The sequence below is a fragment of the Burkholderia sp. IMCC1007 genome (assembly GCF_027257875.1).
Classification (GTDB): Bacteria; Pseudomonadota; Gammaproteobacteria; order Burkholderiales; family Burkholderiaceae; genus Burkholderia.
On record NZ_JAPVQY010000010.1, the window covers coordinates 113,486 to 130,088 of the forward strand.

A 16,603-nucleotide genomic window follows, 5' to 3' on the forward strand; every position below is an offset into this window, starting at 1 on the left:
ACGAGGAGGAGCGCGTCGAAAATGAATTCGATTGGCGCTCGTCATCCGTTCCACCCTGCGCCGGCTTGTCGCTGACGCAAATCTTCCGAGAAACCTTAGCCTGCGAGCTTCGACAGGAGCGGGTTCGCGAATGCAAACAGCATTGCCACACCAACGCCGATCAGGAATGCCGCGTCGATCAGACCAGCCAGCAGGAACATCTTCGTTTGCAGCGGGTTGATCAGCTCAGGCTGACGTGCGCATGCTTCGATGTACTTGCCACCCATCAGACCGATACCGATACAGGCGCCGATCGCACCCAGGCCGATGATGATACCGATACCGATAGCGGTCAGACCTTGGATGTTGGCGATGAAAGCTTGCATGATCACTCCTTTGTGAAAAGACTTGGAACTGGAATTAAAAGAAAACCAAAAAACAAACCTGCTTGATTGTCCGGCTGCGTGACGCGTGCTTAGTGCGATTCGTGAGCCTGCCCGAGGTACACCAGCGTGAGCATCATGAAAATGAACGCTTGCAGCAAAACAATCAGGATGTGGAAGATCGCCCAGACGCTACCCGCGAGGATGTGGCCGATGAAGCCGAGCACCGACGCATCCGCACCGAAGCCCCACATGCTGCCCAGCAACGCGATCAGCAGGAACAGCAGTTCGCCTGCATACATGTTGCCGAACAGTCGCATGCCGAGCGAAACGGTCTTGGCGACGTATTCAACGATGTTCAGGCCGAGGTTCGGGATCCACAGCAGCGGATGCGCACCGAACGGAGCCGACACGAGTTCATGCACGAAGCCGCCCGCACCCTTGATCTTGATGCTGTAGTAGATCATCAGCACGAACACGCCGAGTGCGATGCCGATCGTGCCGTTCAGGTCGGCCGTCGGGACGATGCGGTGATGCGGGATGACTTCCGACAGGCCCAGCCAGCCGATCACGCGGCCCGGCAGGTCGACGGGGAGGAAGTCGAGGGAGTTCATCAGCGCGACCCAGACGAACACGGTCAGCGCGAGCGGAGCAATGAAGGTACGATTGCCGTGCACGACCGCCTTCGACTGGTCTTCCACCATCTCGACGATCATTTCGATCATGCACTGGAAACGACCCGGCACGCCCGGCGTCGCCTTGCGGGCAGCGAGGTACAGGATCAGGATCGTGACGACGCCGCAGACGATCGACCAGAACAGCGTGTCGAGATTCCAGACGTGGATATCGAAGATCGACGTCTGATGCGCGGTGGAGAGGTTCTGCAAGTGGTGCGCAATGTACTCGGACGGATCCAGAGCACGCGAGCCTTCGCTGGTTGCCATATCGTTAGTGCCACCCAAATTGTCGAAAATCGGTCTTCCGCTTCACCGCAACACTCTATTGCGGGAACGCGCCTGCGCATGTTCCGGTCGAACCGCGCAAGGTCTCACAGCCTATCGCCAGGCCAACGCAATCCAGTACGTTTTCAGCACGAGCAGGTACGTAATGAGCAGGGGCACCCAATGCACGCCGGGGTACCACACGGCAATCGCTACGAACAACGCGATCGTCGCTGCCATCTTGAGTACTTCGCCGATCACCCAACCCATCACGGTGTCGGCACCGCCTCGCCTCAAACGCGCCGCGAACAATGCGCTTGGCGCCCAGCCAATCGCTCCGCCCAAAAATGCGGATTGCGCAGCGGCGCCCGGCGGCTTCGAAGAAAACAGCCACCACGCCAGCGTTGCAACCAAGGACAGGACCACTTGCGCAATCACTACCCGGTAGGGCGTGACACGCGAGGGTCGGCTTACGTCCGGCCCGAACAGCGTTTCCGCTTCGGCCCGCGTAAGCGGAACGATTGTTGTGTCGTCTTGCTGCTCGGCATCCCAGTCGTCGGCGGCTGCATTCCGCTGCGCGACAGCCGGTTCGGTGTTGCGGCGTGCGCTGTGCTCGTCGTGCCCATTGGGCGGCTGCTCCTGACTCGCCATCGCTACCTTCCGCAAATTCCTGATCCGCCCCAAACTTTCCGATAGCTTTCGGGGGTGCCTAACTAACAAATCCGGGCGATTGTAAGCGATAGTTGCAGGTGATTCAAGGCTTTAGACGCGACAAAAATCTGCGTAAAACGCGCGCTCATGATGTGAAAAACGCGCGAAGCGGCGACGTACGATGACAGTTGTAAGGTGGGATTTTTGCGTCGGTACTTCTTGCTGGAAAAGTGCGGCCGCAACGAATGTCGCAGAGCCGATGTGTGACGCGCGCCCTGGCCGCTTCGCGGCAGCACGGGCAAAAAATTCACTGTGAGGTGACCGCAGGAAACACTGCGGCACGGGGACGAGGAACAGGCCGAACGCTGTGACGACAGACTCACTCATCGCACGAGACGAGCGAATCGCGAACCCGCTCATTCATGCAATCAGTTGCAGCATCACCACAGGCGATCGACTGTGGATCGCCGGACTTATCCACAACGCGGCGACCACACGCAACGCTGTGCGCCCGCCCCGCGCAGCGAATCCAATGCCTGTGCCACGCGCGAACGCAGGTTCAGCCGTGCACGAGCAGCCATGCACCGAGCGCGGCGCTCGCCAGCGCAAACGGAATCGACACCAGGTGAAACGGCAGCCACATGCGCGGCTCCTTCGCGAGACGCACGGCGATCAGGTTCGCGAGCGAGCCGATCGCGAAGCCGAAGCCGCCGACCGATACGCCGAACGCGAGCGCACGCCAGTCGTGCGTGAATTCCGACAGCAGGATCGCGGCCGGCACGTTGCTGATGCCCTGTGACAGCACCGCGCCCGCGGCGAACACGCGCAACGGCGAATCGAGCTGTGCGTGCGCGATCGCATCGTGCACGACGGGGAGCGCCGCTGCGCTGCGCAGCACGACGAACATCAGCACGAAAATCAGCAGCAGCAGCCAGTCGATCTTCAGGACTGCATCACGTTTCGCGACGAGCAGCGCGATCACGACGGCGACGAGGCCCGGCACCGGATGATGCGCATCGGCGAGCAACACGAAGGCACCGAACAGCACCACCGCGAGCAACGCATGCATGCGCTGCACCGGAACCGTATCGACGTCTCCGGACAGGTCGAGCGGCTTCGCGCGAAACGCGCACGCCGTCAGCACGAGCAGCAGCCCCATCAATGCCAGCGCGAGCGGACCGAGCGTGACGACGAAACGGCCGAACGACACGCCGCTCAACTGCCACAGGAACAGGTTCTGGGGATTGCCGAGCGGCGTCGCGACGGACCCCGCATTGACGGCCAGCGCGACCGCGATCACGAGCCGCCGGAACGGCAGCGGCGTCAGCGCGCGCAGCGACACCATCAGCGGGACGACGACGAACAGCGCGACGTCGTTGGTGAGCCACATCGCGAGCGCAGCCGCGAATATGACGAGCAACATCGCAAGCCCGCGCTCGGAGTGCACGTGATGCACGATGCGATGCGCAAGCCACATCAGGCACCCGGACAGCTCGAGCGCCTTGGTCAGCATCAGCAGGCCCGCCAGCGTCAGTACGGTTTGCCAGTCGACGAGGCCGGCCAGTGCGGCAACTGGTTGCGGACGCAACCATTGAAGAATAATCAGCGCAAACGCCAGCACCGTCAGTACCGGCTCCTGCAACAGCCATCCGAGCCACCGGCGCGGCGCGGCCGCGCCCGTGTTTTCCATCGATCGAACCTCGTTACTCTTCGGTTGCGACGTTGCCGCGCAGGCGCGCGAGAATGCCCTCGAGCGCATCGAGGTTGCCGAAATCGATCAGCACCTGCCCTCGCCCGCGCCGGCCGAGCTTGATCTTCACCGTCGATGCGAGCAGATCGGACAGCTCCTCCTCGAGACGGCGCGTGTCGCGGCCGCCGTCGTCCTTCGCACGCGCCTTCACCGCCGGCACTTCCTTCGTCGTATGCGCGACGAGCTTCTCGGTCTCGCGCACCGACATGCGCTTGTTGACGACCTGGTGCGCAAGCGTGATCTGCGTCGCCGCGTCGACCGCGAGCAGCGCGCGCGCATGCCCCATGTCGAGATCGCCGGCCAGCAGCATCGTCTGCACCGGCGACGCGAGGTTCAGCAGACGCAGCAGGTTCGACACCGCGCTGCGCGAACGGCCGACCGATTCGGCCGCCTGTTCGTGCGTGAAACCGAACTCGTCGAGCAGGCGCTGAATGCCGTGCGCCTCTTCCAGCGGGTTCAGATCCTCGCGCTGGATGTTCTCGATCAGCGCCATCGCGGCGGCCGCCTGATCGGATACGTCCTTCACGAGCACCGGCACTTCATCGAGACCGGCGAGGCGTGCCGCGCGGAAACGCCGCTCGCCCGCGATGATCTCGTACCTATCGGACGAAATCGGCCGTACCAGGATCGGCTGCATCACGCCTTGCGCGCGAATGCTGGCCGCCAGCTCCTGCAGGCTGCCCTCGTCCATCCGCGTGCGCGGCTGGTACTTGCCGGCCTGCAGCTTGCCGAGCGCGAGCGTGTTCGGCGCCCCTTCGATCTTCACCGCTTCGGTGATGTCCGCACTGCCGCCCAGCAGCGCTTCGAGGCCACGTCCCAAGCCCTTCTTCTTTGGTACCGCGTTCATGTCTTTCTTCCTCGCTTCGCTCATGTCCGGCTCACGACACCTCGAACGCGCGCACGCGATCGATCATCTCGGCACCGAACTGGAGATACGCCTGCGCACCGCGCGAGTTGCGGTCGAACACAACGCCCGGCAACCCGTAACTCGGCGCTTCCGCCAGGCGCACGTTACGCGGAATCACCGCGTCGAACACCTTGTCGCCGAAGTGCGCTTTCAGTTGATCGGAGACCTGCTGCTGCAACGTGATGCGCGGATCGAACATCACGCGCAGCAAGCCGATGATCTTCAGGTCGCGGTTCATGTTCGCGTGAACCTGCTTGATCGTGTTGACGAGGTCCGACAGACCTTCCAGTGCGAAGTACTCGCACTGCATCGGGATCACGACGCCATGCGCGGCGCACAGCCCGTTCAGCGTCAGCAACGACAGCGTCGGCGGGCAATCGATCAGCACGAAGTCGTAATCGTCGGCCACGTGCTCGAGCGCGGCCTTCAGCCGGCGCTCGCGGTTGTCGATGTTGATCAGTTCGATCTCCGCACCGGACAGCTCGCGGTTCGCGGGCAGCACGTCGTACGTGACGCCTTCCGGACGCACGCGCGCGTCGGTCACCGCGACGCCGTCGACGAGCACTTCGTACACGGTCGACTCGCAGGAGGCCTTGTCGATCCCGCTGCCCATCGTCGCGTTACCCTGCGGGTCGAGATCGATCAGCAGGACTCGTTGCTCCTGCGCTGCAAGGCTTGCGGCGAGATTGACCGATGTCGTCGTCTTGCCGACGCCCCCCTTCTGGTTCGCAACGCAGAAGATCTTTGCCATCGTTGGTGTGTTCCTCTTACTTCAAACAAATGGCGCGCTACCGCGCGCCTTCAATTCGCTTCGGCGACCGCGACTTCAATCAGATGCCGTTCGGCATCGAGCATCGGCACCGCCAGCCGCATCGTCTGCTTCACGCGACTCCCTTCCGGCAGCCGGGCGATCTCATCGTCCGGGTGCACGCCCTTCATTGCCCAGATCGATCCGCCGGGCGCGACGAGATGTCGAGCAAGTTTAACGAAGTCAGATAGATCCGCGAAGGCGCGGGATACGATCATGTCGAATTTTTCCGGCACTTCGACGCCCGGCTGCAGCGATTCGACCCGGCCGGTGACGACCGACAGGTTCGAGAGCTTCAGCTCCGCACGCATCTGGGTCTGGAATGCGGACTTCTTCTGCACGATATCGTTCAGCGTCACGTGCCATTCCGGCTGCACGATCGCGAGCACGATCCCCGGCAATCCGCCGCCCGAACCGACGTCGAGCACGCGCGCCGACGTGCGGCCACGCAGATGCGGAACGATGGAGAGCGAATCCAGAATGTGCTGGATCAGCATCTGCTTCGGGTCGCGGATCGCCGTCAGGTTGTAGACCGCGTTCCACTTGCCGAGCAGCGCGACGTAGTCGAGCAGCTGGTTGCGCTGCGCATCCGTCAATGCGATGTCGAGCGCGGCCGTGCCGTCGACGAGCATCCGTTCAAGTACATCCCGATTAACCGCCGGCGCGCGACGCGCCGTCATTGTTGCGTCGGGACGGTGCCGTCCCCCTGCTCGGTCGCCTCTGCGGCGGTGCCGTTACGGCGGCCGAGACCACGGCGCTTCAGGTGCACCATCAGCAGCGAGATCGCCGCCGGCGTGACGCCCGAGATACGCGATGCCTGGCCGATCGTTTCCGGCCGGAACTCGTTGAGCTTCTGGCTCACTTCGAACGACAGGCCGCGCACCTCGCGGTAGTCGATTCCGTCCGGCAGGCGCGTGTTCTCGTTCGCATCGTTGCGCTCGATCTCGCTCGCCTGACGCTCGATATAGCCTTGGTACTTGATGCCGATCTCGACCTGCTCCTTGATCTGCTCGAGCAGCACCGGATCGTCCGCAAGGGGCTCGGCAGGGCCGCACTCGCCGCCCTTCAGCCCGCACACGCCGTCGTAGCTGATGCCCGGGCGGCGCAGCAGTTCGGCAAGGCTGTACTCGTGGTCGATCGCCTTGCCGAGCAACGCGGTCGCCTCTTCCGGCGGCAGCGTCTTCGGCGTGACCCACGTCGACTTCAGGCGTTCGGTTTCACGTGAAACAGCGTCACGCTTCCGGCTGAACGCATCCCAACGCGCGTCGTCGACGAGCCCCAGCTCGCGGCCAAGCTCGGTCAGGCGCATGTCTGCGTTGTCTTCACGCAGGCTCAGCCGGTATTCGGCACGGCTCGTGAACATCCGGTACGGCTCTGCCACGCCGCGCGTGACGAGGTCGTCGACCAGCACGCCCAGGTAAGCCTGGTCGCGGCGCGGGCACCATGCGTCCTTCTCCTGCACGTAACGACCGGCGTTCAGGCCGGCCAGCAGGCCTTGCGCGGCAGCCTCTTCATAGCCGGTCGTGCCGTTGATCTGGCCTGCAAAGAACAGCCCGTTGATCGCCTTCGTCTCGAGCGACGCCTTCAGTGCGCGCGGATCGAAGTAGTCGTACTCGATCGCATAGCCAGGGCGCAGGATGTGCGCGTTCTCGAGGCCGCGCATCGAGTGCACGAGTTCGAGCTGCACGTCGAACGGCAGGCTCGTCGAGATCCCGTTCGGGTAGAACTCGTTGGTGGTCAGCCCTTCCGGCTCCAGGAAGATCTGGTGCGATTCCTTCGACGCGAACCGGTGGATCTTGTCCTCGATCGACGGGCAATAACGCGGGCCGACGCCTTCGATCACGCCGGTGTACATAGGCGAACGGTCGAGGCCACCGCGAATGATGTCGTGCGTGCGCTCGTTCGTGTGCGTGACCCAGCACGGCAGCTGCTGCGGATGCTGCTCTGCCCGGCCAAGGAACGAGAATACGGGGATCGGATCGAGGTCGCCCGGCTGCTCGTCGAGCTTAGAAAAGTCGATCGAGCGGCCATCGATACGCGGCGGCGTACCGGTCTTCAGGCGGCCCTGCGGGAGCTTCAGCTCCTTCAGGCGCGCCGACAGCGACACGGCCGCCGGATCACCCGCGCGACCGCCCGTGTAGTTGTTCAGGCCAACGTGGATCTTGCCGTCGAGGAACGTGCCGGCCGTCAGTACCACCGCGCGCGCGCGGAAGCGGATGCCGATCTGCGTCACGGCGCCGACCACGCGGTCGCCTTCGACCATCAGGTCGTCGACGGCCTGCTGGAACAGCCACAGGTTCGGCTGGTTCTCGAGCCGATGGCGGATCGCGGCCTTGTACAGGATACGGTCAGCCTGCGCGCGCGTCGCACGCACAGCCGGCCCCTTCGACGAATTCAGGATCCGAAACTGAATACCGCTCTCGTCCGTCGCGGCCGCCATCGCGCCGCCGAGCGCGTCGACTTCCTTGACCAGATGGCCCTTGCCAATGCCGCCGATCGACGGATTGCAGCTCATCTGCCCGAGCGTTTCGATGTTATGGGTCAGCAGCAGCGTCTTCGCGCCCATACGCGCGGATGCCAACGCAGCCTCCGTGCCGGCGTGACCGCCGCCGACGACGATGACGTCAAATTCTGTGGGAAAAAGCATGGTGGATTCCGTACGCAGAGCAGCGCACGAACCTATCTGAGAAATGTATGGGCCGAATTATAGCGGGTTCGCTTTTCACCCGAAGCCCGTCCGAATGGTAGGGTCGGTTCGTTTCGCTGTTTTTTCGTCTTTTTTGCTGCGGAGCGGCGGGACTGTGGACTCGGTCCTGCTTTCGCACAGCCGGTCCGCCCTCTCGCGGCACATCGCCACGCTGTGCAAAATCGGCTACCGGCGCGCGGCTGCAGTCGAGGGCGCTCCTCCTGGGCCCTTCCATCACAGTGTTTCCAATGGATGGCCCGATACTTATCCACTGTGCCGCCCAACATGCAGCGGCGGAGTTCTGTCGGTCACGCAACTCACGTGACTCTGTGGTCCGGGCATCTGTCCACGATCGAACTCTTTCCCGCTCATCACAGAACTTCCGACTATTCCTTTGGTACTTATCCCCTGCCCCAAGCGACCGCCGGAGCAACCCATCACCCGGTGCCTCAAAACAAAAGCGGCGTGTTTCACGTGAAACACGCCGACCGTTTCCCGCCAACCGCACCGATCATCAAGCCATTTTCTTCGCCAACCCGAGGTACGTCTCGATCACACGCGGATTCTGCGCCAACTCGGCCGCCGGTCCTTCGAGCGCAAACTCGCCCGTCTCCAGCACATAGCCGTAGTCGGAGATCTGCAGCGCGGCCCGTGCATTCTGTTCGATCAGCAGCGTCGCGACGCCCGTGCCGCGCAACGCGCTGATGATATGAAAGATCTCCTTCACGATCAGCGGCGCCAATCCGAGGCTCGGCTCGTCGAGCATCAGCAGATCCGGCTTGCCCATCAGCGCACGCCCCACCGCAAGCATCTGCCGTTCGCCGCCCGATAAGGTGCCGGCCGCCTGCTTGCGCCTTTCCTTGAGCCGCGGAAACAACGCAAACACATGGTCGAGCTGATCCAGAAAATTGGCCTCGCCCGCCAGCTTGCGACGGTATGCGCCCAGCACGAGGTTGTCCTCGACCGTCATCGTGCTGAACAGCTCGCGCTTCTCCGGCACGAGGCACATCCCGCGCGCGACGCGCTGCTCGACGGGCAGCGCACCGACGTCGTTGCCGCGGTACACGATCTCACCCGACGCGTGGCCGGTCACCGGCAGCGCACCCATGATCGCGTTCAGCAGCGTCGACTTGCCGGCGCCGTTCGGGCCGATCACGCTGACGATTTGCCCCGCTTCGACCTTGATCGCGGCGCCGTGCAGCGCCTCGACCTTGCCATACCGGACCGCCAGCCCGCTTACTTCGAGAATCGGCATCGTCGTGTCCGTCATCACTCCACCCCGCCCAGATACGCTTCGAGCACCGCCGGATCCTGCTGCACGTCGTGCGGCAGCCCTTCCGCGATGCGCGTGCCGAATTCCATCACCACCAGCCGATCGGTGAGATTCATCACGAAATCCATGTCATGTTCCACGAGCAACACGCTCATCCCTTCGGCCTTCAGGCGCCGCAGCAGGTCGGCGAGCTGCTGCTTCTCCTGGTAGCGCAGCCCGGCCGCCGGCTCGTCGAGCAGCAGCAACGTCGGGTCGCAGCACAGCGCGCGGGCGATTTCGAGGATGCGCTGCTGGCCGAGCGCGAGGCTGCCTGCCTCGTCGTACATGTGCTTTTCCAGGCCGACCCGGCGGATCTGCCGCGCGGCTTCGGCGAGCAGCTGCGCCTCCTCATGCGCATTGAGCCGCGCGATGCTGCGCCACACGCCGGTCCGGCCGCGCAGATGCGCGCCGATCGCGACGTTCTCGAGCACCGTCATCGTCGGCAGCAGCTTCACGTGCTGGAACGTCCGGCCGATGCCGCGCCGCACGATCTGGCGGGACGTGAGCCCGTCGATCCGTTCACCGCGGAACGTGATCGTGCCGCCCGTCGGCTGCAGCACGCCGGTCACGAGGTTGAACGTGGTCGACTTGCCCGCGCCGTTCGGCCCGATCAGCCCGATGATCTGCCCCGCTTTCACGTCGAAGCTGACGTCGTTGACCGCCACCAGCCCGCCGAACTGCTTGCGCGCGTTGTCGACCACGAGCAGCGACTCGCCCGCCACAGGCTTGCCGCGCTGCGGCAACGGATCGGCATGTTCGGGCACGTGCGCACGCGGCCCGCGCGGAAACAGCCTCGCGACGAACGGCCATACGCCCTGCCGCGCGTACTGGAGCAGCAACACCATCAGCACGCCGAACACGATGATCTCGAAGTTGCCTTCCGAGCCGAGCAGCTTCGGCAGCAGCGTCTGCAGGTAGTCCTGCAGCACGGTGAGGATCGCCGCGCCGAGCACCGCGCCCCACACGTGCGACACGCCGCCGACCACAGCCATGAACAGGAATTCGATCCCGTGGTTCAGGCCGAACGGCGTCGGGTTCACCGCGCGCTGCAGGTGCGCGTACAGGAAGCCCGACACCGCCGCGAGCACGGCTGCGTAGACGAAGATCACGACGCGCATCCACGCGGTGTTCACGCCCATCGCCTCGGCCATCACGCCGCCGCCGCGCAGCGCGCGGATTGCGCGGCCGGGCCGGCTGTTGAGCAGGTTCTGCACCGACACGATCGCGGCCAGCACGACGGCCCAGATCAGGAAGTACAGGCTGCGGCCGCTGTCGAGCGCGATGCCGAACAGGTTCAGCGCCGGAATCCCGTTGATCCCGTCGTACTTGCCGAGCAGCTCGAGGTTGCCGAACAGGTAGAACAGCGCGAGGCCCCATGCGATCGTGCCGAGCGGCAGGAAGTGCCCGGACAGCCGCATCGTGACCGCGCCGAGCACGAGCGCGACGAGCGCCGTCAGCACGACGCCGACGATCAGCGCGAGCCACGGCGACACGCCGTAGCGCGTCGTCAGGAACGCGGTCGCATACGCGCCGATGCCGACGAACGCGGCCTGCCCGAAGCTCGTCATCCCGCCGACGCCCGTCAGCAGCACGAGCCCGATCGCGACGATCGCGTACAGGCCGATGTAATTCAGCAGCGTGATCCAGTATTCGGGCACCTGCAGCGCGCCGGGCAGCATCGGCAGCGCGAACAGCACCACGAGAAACAGCCAGAAGGTCTTGTTGCGTACGATCGTCTTCATCGCGTCACTCCTCTTCCTCTTCCGCATGCGGCGTCGCGAAGCTGCGCCACAGGAGCACCGGGATGATCAGCGTGAACACGATCACTTCCTTGTACGAACTCGCCCAGAACGACGAATACGATTCGAGCACGCCGACGAGCAGCGAGCCGGCCGCCGCGAGCGGATAGCTGACGAGCCCGCCGATGATCGCGCCGACGAAGCCCTTCAGGCCGATCAGGAAACCGGAGTCGTAGTAGATCGTCGTCAGCGGGCCGACGAGGATGCCGGACAGCACGCCGAGCCCCGCCGCCAGCGTGAACGCGAGCCGCCCTGCCGCCGTCGTGCCGATGCCGACCAGTTGCGCGCCGAGCCGGTTCACCGAGGTCGCACGCAGCGCCTTGCCGGCGATCGTGCGGCCGAAGTACACGTAGAGCGCACCGATCAGCACCAGCGCCGTCGCGACCACGAGAATGCTCTGCACCGACACCGTCATGCTGCCGATCGCCAGCGACGCATCGGTGAATCCGTTGGTGCGCGACCCTTCGGCGCCGAACATCACGAGCCCGAGGCCGACCATCGCGAAATGCACCGCGACCGATACGATCAGCAGCAGCAACGTCGTGCCTTCCGCGATCGGCTGATAGACGAGCCGATAGACGAACGGGCCCATCGGCACGACGATCGCGAGCGTGAGCGCGATCTGCGCGAGCATCGGCAACGGCTGCGCGGCGACGCTGCGCGTGATCGCGAACACCGCCAGCGGCAGCAACACGTAGCGGCTGGCGAGCGTCGCGAGCGTGCGGCCGAGCTGATGGCGGCGCTCGCGATGGCGGATCAGCCCGCCGACTTCCAGCAGGAAGCACGCGATGCCCATCACGAACAGCAGCCAGCAGGTGGCGGGGAATTTTTGCGCCTGCAACGCAGCGAGCGTCAGCGCACCGTAGGCGACGAATTCGCCCTGGGGAATGAAGATCACCCGCGTGACGGAAAACACCAGCACGAGCGCCAGCGACAGCAATGCATAAATGGCGCCGGTCGTGATGCCGTCTTGCGCGAGGATCGCCGCAATCGAGAGATCCATACGTTTCGTGTATCGAGAATGCTGCGGAGAAACGGCGATGGGAGCGGCCCGGGCGCGGGACGACAGGACCGGAGTGTCAGGCGCCGCGCGGGGGCTTCCCGGAAGTTCCATGCGGCGCGAATGCGGGCCGCGAGGCCCGCTGCGCCGCCGACGGCATGCGCGGCGCCGTTCGCGCCGTGCACGCCGGTTTCACGTGATGCTTACTCGGCCTGCAGCTTCCACTTGCCGTCGACGATCTGCACCATCACGCGCGCACGCGTGTCGAAGCCGTTGTGATCGGTCGGCGTCATGTTGATCACGCCGTGCGACACGGGCAGATCCTTCACGCTCTCGAGCGACGCACGCAGCGCGTCGCGGAACGCCTCGGTGCCCGGCTGGCCCTTCTTCAGCGCGTCCGGAATCGCGCGCTGCAGCAGCAGCCCCGCATCCCACGCATGCCCGCCGAAGGTCGACAGCGAGCCCGCGCCGTACGCCTTCTCGTACGCGGCCTTGTAGCCGAGCGCCGGCTTCTTCACCGGGTTCGAATCGGGCAGCTGGTCGGTCACGAGCACTGGGCCGGCCGGCAGGATCTCGCCTTCGCAATCCTTGCCGCACACGCGCAGGAAGTCGTTGTTCGCGACGCCGTGCGTCTGGTACACCTTGCCCTTGTAGCCGCGCTCCTTCAGCGTCTTGGCCGGCAGCGCGGCCGGCGTGCCCGAACCGGCGATCAGCACCGCATCCGGGTTCGAGCCCATCAGCTTCAGCACCTGCCCCATCACCGATGCGTCGGTGCGGTTGTAGCGCTCGTTCGACACCAGCTTCAGCCCGTTCTTCGCGGCAGCCGCATCGAACGTCTTGTACCAGCTGTCGCCATACGCGTCGGCGAAGCCGATGAAGCCGACCGTTTTCACGCCGTGCTTCGCCATGTAGCCGGCGATCGCGTCGGCCATCAGCTGATCGTTCTGCGGCACCTTGAACATCCACGCGCGCTTCGCGTCCATCGGCGCGATGATCTGCGCGCTCGCCGCGAGCGAGATCGTCGGCGTCTTGCCCTGCGACACCGGGTCGAGCATCGCGAGCGAGTTCGGCGTGACGGACGAACCGATGATCGCGTCGACGTGATCCTCGTCGATCAGCTTGCGTACGTTCTGCACCGCGCGGCTCGTGTCGGACGCATCGTCGAGCACGATGTACTGCACGCTCTTGCCGGCAATTTCCTTCGGCAGCAGCGCGATCGTGTTCTTTTCCGGAATCCCGAGCGACGCGGCCGGCCCGGTGGCCGACAGCGTCACGCCGATCTTCACCTGTGCCGACGCCGTTGCCGACGCACACACGAGGCCCACGGCAAGCACGGCTTCCATCCATCGATTCATCTTCATTTAGGTTGTCTCCAGACGCTGCTCGAAAAATCCGCGGGGCGCTCGGGCGGCGCCCCGGTCATCAAACAAGTTAATATTTTAAGTATCACGCTGCGCCACCGCCTACGCTCGTTTTCCCCCGAGACACGGCTGCGACGAACCCCTGCCGGCATCGGCGCTGCACACGCACACGCACGCGCCGCTTCGCGGATGCAGGCCCGCCACGATGCGCGGCGGCAATGTCGCCAGGATGAAGCAAGCCGGAATAGGTAACGTTGCGGGCGCAACGATCAGGAGAAGATGCGCACACCAGGCGCGGCTCGACTGCGCTCGTCCACCGCACAAGACAGGAAAAGCGGCCGCTCATGCGCACGCGATCGAAGATTCGGTTGCGGACACAACGACCGGCGCGGCGGCCGTGCGAGCAACGCGCGCCGGAGCGCCCATGCCCGCCGCAGAACGGTTCGCGATAGCCGGGAGATCCCCACGCACCCCCGAACACGAACGAGCGGCTCCTGCCGCTTCTGCTGCCCTGCCCCGTCGTCCTGCGCTTCTCATCCAACCGTACTCCCTCTTCTGCATTGTGCTTGTAGGAGAACTGCCGACCGATTTTCCCGACCGCGCGGTCGGCGAAAGCTGAGTGTAACGGACGCATTTAGTGCACGCCAACCGGGTAAGCCCGAACGGCATGTGCGTCGCCACGCGCCATGTGCGACGTGTGCGACGTGCTTGCGGGAAAAGGGAAGAACGGGGGGACGGACGTGAAACGCGGGAGATGCGGGATACCGACGCGGTGGCGAACCTGCGACGCCGGCCGCGGCACGAACGAAGGCAATTCGCGCACGCAAATGAAAAAGCGCTGTTGGATTCCGTCCAACAGCGCTTTGGGGCCGGGCACTTTGTGCCTCGATTGTCTCCTCGTTCTCCACCTGCAAATTCGTATCGCGGTGCATCAGAACTGAGACGAAGATTAAAGGAGCTTTCACGGTGCGACAACTTAGCATTTACCCCTATGGTGCATCGCCGCACGAAATTGGGGCACCAGCCCTGCCATGCGGTGCCGGCCGGAGCCGGCCGCGACGCCCTTCCCGGCCGCGCCCGATGGTGCTTCGCATCAACCCGCAGCAACGCGTGCCCCCCGCTTTCAGGACGGCCTGAGCGGCTTGATCCGCGCGACCATCTCGCCGACGATCCCGCGCCGGAACGCCAGCACGCATGCGATGAAAATCAGCCCCGTGACGATCGTCGCCGACTCGCCGAGCGAGTGGAACCAGCCGATGCCGGTGGTCGACGCGAGCCATTCGCCGATGTCGCCGAGGCGATCCTCCAGCGCGACGATCAGCGCCGCACCCAGCAGCGGCCCGAACAGCGTGCCCATCCCACCGACGAGCGTCATCAGCACGACGAGGCCCGACATCGTCCAGTACGCGTCCGACAGCGTCTCGAAGCCGAGCACCAGCACCTTCAGCGACCCGGCGAGCCCCGCGAGCCCGGCCGACAGGATGAACGCGAGCAGCTTGAAGCGGTCGGTGTCGTAGCCGAGCGAGATCGCGCGCGCCTCGTTCTCCTTGATCGCGACGAGCACCTGGCCGAACGGCGAGTGCACGATCCGCACGATGAACGCGCACGCGGCGACGATCACCGCGAGCACGACGTAGTACAGCGCGACGTCGTTCGACAGGTCGAGCACGCCGAACAGGCGCCCGCGCGGCACGCCCTGCAGGCCGTCCTCGCCGTGCGTGAACGGCGCCTGCAGATAGATGAAGTAGACCATCTGCGCGAACGCGAGCGTGATCATCGCGAAATAGATGCCCTGCCTGCGGATCGCGAACAGCCCGACGACGAGCCCGAGCACCGTCGCCGCGGCCGTGCCGACCAGGACACCGAGCTCCGGCGTGAAGCCGAGCGTCTGGATCGTATAGCCGGTCGCATAGCCGGCGGTCGCCAGGAACATCGCATGGCCGAACGACAGCAGCCCCGTATAGCCGATCAGCAGGTTGAACGCGGCCGCGAACAGCGCGAAGGCGAGCACCTTCATCACGAACACCGGATACACGCCGATGAACGGCGCGGCGAGCAGCGCGGCGAGCAGCACGCCGTAGAGCACTTTTCTCTGCATCATTTTTCCTTGCCGAACAGGCCTGCCGGACGGATCAGCAGCACGATCGCCATGATCACGAACACGACGGTGGCCGACGCTTCCGGATAGAACACCCGCGTGAAGCCCTCGATCACGCCGAGCAGCAGGCCGGTGACGATCGAGCCGAGAATCGAGCCCATCCCGCCGATCACGACCACCGCGAACACGGTGATGATCATCGGCTGCCCCATCAGCGGCGACACCTGGATCACCGGCGCGGCCAGCACGCCCGCGAACGCCGCGAGTGCGACGCCGAACCCGTAGGTGAGCGTGATCATCATCGGCACGTTCACGCCGAACGCCTCGACGAGCTTCGGATTCTCGGTGCCCGCGCGCAGATAGGCGCCCAGCCGCGTCTTCTCGATCACGAACCACGTGGCGAGACACACCGCGAGCGATGCGACGACCACCCACGCGCGGTAGTTCGGCAGGAACATGAAGCCCAGGTTGGTCGCGCCGGACAACTGCGACGGCACGTCGTACGGCTGGCCGGACGAGCCGTAGATCGACCGGAACACGCCTTCGACGACGAGCGTGAGGCCGAACGTGAGCAACAGCCCGTACAGGTGATCGAGCTTGTACAGCCAGCGCAGCATCGTCCGCTCGATCGCGATCCCGAACGCGCCGACGATCAGCGGCGCGAGCACGAGCATCGCCCAGTACGGCAACGCGAAGTACGACAGGCCCATCCACGCGAGCATCGCGCCCAGCATGAACAGCGCGCCGTGCGCGAAGTTGATCACGTTGAGCAGCCCGAAGATCACCGCGAGCCCGAGACTCAGGATCGCGTAGAACGAGCCGTTGACGAGCCCCAGCAGCAACTGGCTGAGCATCGCCGGCAACGGAATGCCAAAGATTTCCATCGACTTAGCCGTCAGAATGAGTGTCGTTGCGTGCGCAACCGTCT

14 protein-coding genes are annotated in these 16,603 nt (G+C 64.7%); all 14 read right to left on the reverse strand.

The genetic code is table 11. The features are described from left to right. Nucleotides 1–95 precede the first annotated feature (95 nt). A complete protein-coding gene (gene atpE / locus O1Q03_RS12625; protein ID WP_025990054.1) occupies nucleotides 96–365 on the reverse strand; it encodes a F0F1 ATP synthase subunit C in 270 nt (89 codons plus the stop codon). An 89-nt stretch (nucleotides 366–454) separates the two neighbouring features. Beyond that, nucleotides 455–1,306: a F0F1 ATP synthase subunit A gene (gene atpB / locus O1Q03_RS12630; protein WP_269503838.1), complete on the reverse strand. Its 852-nt coding sequence runs from the start codon at nucleotides 1,304–1,306 to the stop codon at nucleotides 455–457. Nucleotides 1,307–1,417: 111 nt separating this feature from the next. Next, nucleotides 1,418–1,954 carry an ATP synthase subunit I gene (locus O1Q03_RS12635; protein ID WP_269503839.1) on the reverse strand — a complete coding sequence of 179 codons (537 nt, stop codon included), beginning with the start codon at nucleotides 1,952–1,954 and terminating at the stop codon, nucleotides 1,418–1,420. 559 nt (nucleotides 1,955–2,513) lie between these two features. Beyond that, on the reverse strand, nucleotides 2,514–3,644 hold the full coding sequence (locus O1Q03_RS12640; RefSeq protein ID WP_269503841.1) for an SLC13 family permease: 1,131 nt from the start codon (nucleotides 3,642–3,644) through the stop codon (nucleotides 2,514–2,516). 13 nt (nucleotides 3,645–3,657) lie between these two features. Then, the gene (locus tag O1Q03_RS12645; RefSeq protein ID WP_269503843.1) at nucleotides 3,658–4,551 is read right to left on the reverse strand and encodes a ParB/RepB/Spo0J family partition protein; all 894 of its coding nucleotides are present in this window, start codon (nucleotides 4,549–4,551) and stop codon (nucleotides 3,658–3,660) included. A 31-nt stretch (nucleotides 4,552–4,582) separates the two neighbouring features. Beyond that, nucleotides 4,583–5,362: a ParA family protein gene (locus O1Q03_RS12650; RefSeq protein ID WP_269503845.1), complete on the reverse strand. Its 780-nt coding sequence runs from the start codon at nucleotides 5,360–5,362 to the stop codon at nucleotides 4,583–4,585. Between the two features lie 50 nt (nucleotides 5,363–5,412). After that, entirely contained in the window at nucleotides 5,413–6,099 is a 687-nt protein-coding gene (gene rsmG, locus O1Q03_RS12655) for a 16S rRNA (guanine(527)-N(7))-methyltransferase RsmG (protein WP_269503847.1), read from the reverse strand. Further along, the gene (gene mnmG / locus O1Q03_RS12660) at nucleotides 6,096–8,066 is read right to left on the reverse strand and encodes a tRNA uridine-5-carboxymethylaminomethyl(34) synthesis enzyme MnmG (protein ID WP_269503849.1); all 1,971 of its coding nucleotides are present in this window, start codon (nucleotides 8,064–8,066) and stop codon (nucleotides 6,096–6,098) included. Before mnmG ends, rsmG begins: the two co-directional genes overlap by 4 nt. A gap of 553 nt (nucleotides 8,067–8,619) precedes the next feature. Further along, on the reverse strand, nucleotides 8,620–9,375 hold the full coding sequence (locus tag O1Q03_RS12665) for an ABC transporter ATP-binding protein (RefSeq protein ID WP_269503851.1): 756 nt from the start codon (nucleotides 9,373–9,375) through the stop codon (nucleotides 8,620–8,622). Continuing rightward, nucleotides 9,375–11,159 (reverse strand): branched-chain amino acid ABC transporter ATP-binding protein/permease, encoded by a 1,785-nt coding sequence (locus tag O1Q03_RS12670; RefSeq protein ID WP_269503854.1) that lies wholly within the window; start codon nucleotides 11,157–11,159, stop codon nucleotides 9,375–9,377. The genes O1Q03_RS12665 and O1Q03_RS12670 overlap by 1 nt, the downstream gene beginning before the upstream one ends. Nucleotides 11,160–11,163: 4 nt before the next feature. Then, entirely contained in the window at nucleotides 11,164–12,219 is a 1,056-nt protein-coding gene (locus O1Q03_RS12675) for a branched-chain amino acid ABC transporter permease (RefSeq protein WP_269503855.1), read from the reverse strand. A 200-nt stretch (nucleotides 12,220–12,419) separates the two neighbouring features. After that, entirely contained in the window at nucleotides 12,420–13,577 is a 1,158-nt protein-coding gene (locus O1Q03_RS12680) for an ABC transporter substrate-binding protein (protein WP_269503856.1), read from the reverse strand. 1,123 nt (nucleotides 13,578–14,700) lie between these two features. Next, a complete protein-coding gene (locus O1Q03_RS12685) occupies nucleotides 14,701–15,675 on the reverse strand; it encodes a branched-chain amino acid ABC transporter permease (RefSeq protein ID WP_269503857.1) in 975 nt (324 codons plus the stop codon). Then, complete coding sequence (locus O1Q03_RS12690; protein ID WP_269503859.1) at nucleotides 15,675–16,559, reverse strand: branched-chain amino acid ABC transporter permease; 885 nt, start codon at nucleotides 16,557–16,559, stop codon at nucleotides 15,675–15,677. The genes O1Q03_RS12685 and O1Q03_RS12690 overlap by 1 nt, the downstream gene beginning before the upstream one ends. Nucleotides 16,560–16,603 lie beyond the last annotated feature (44 nt).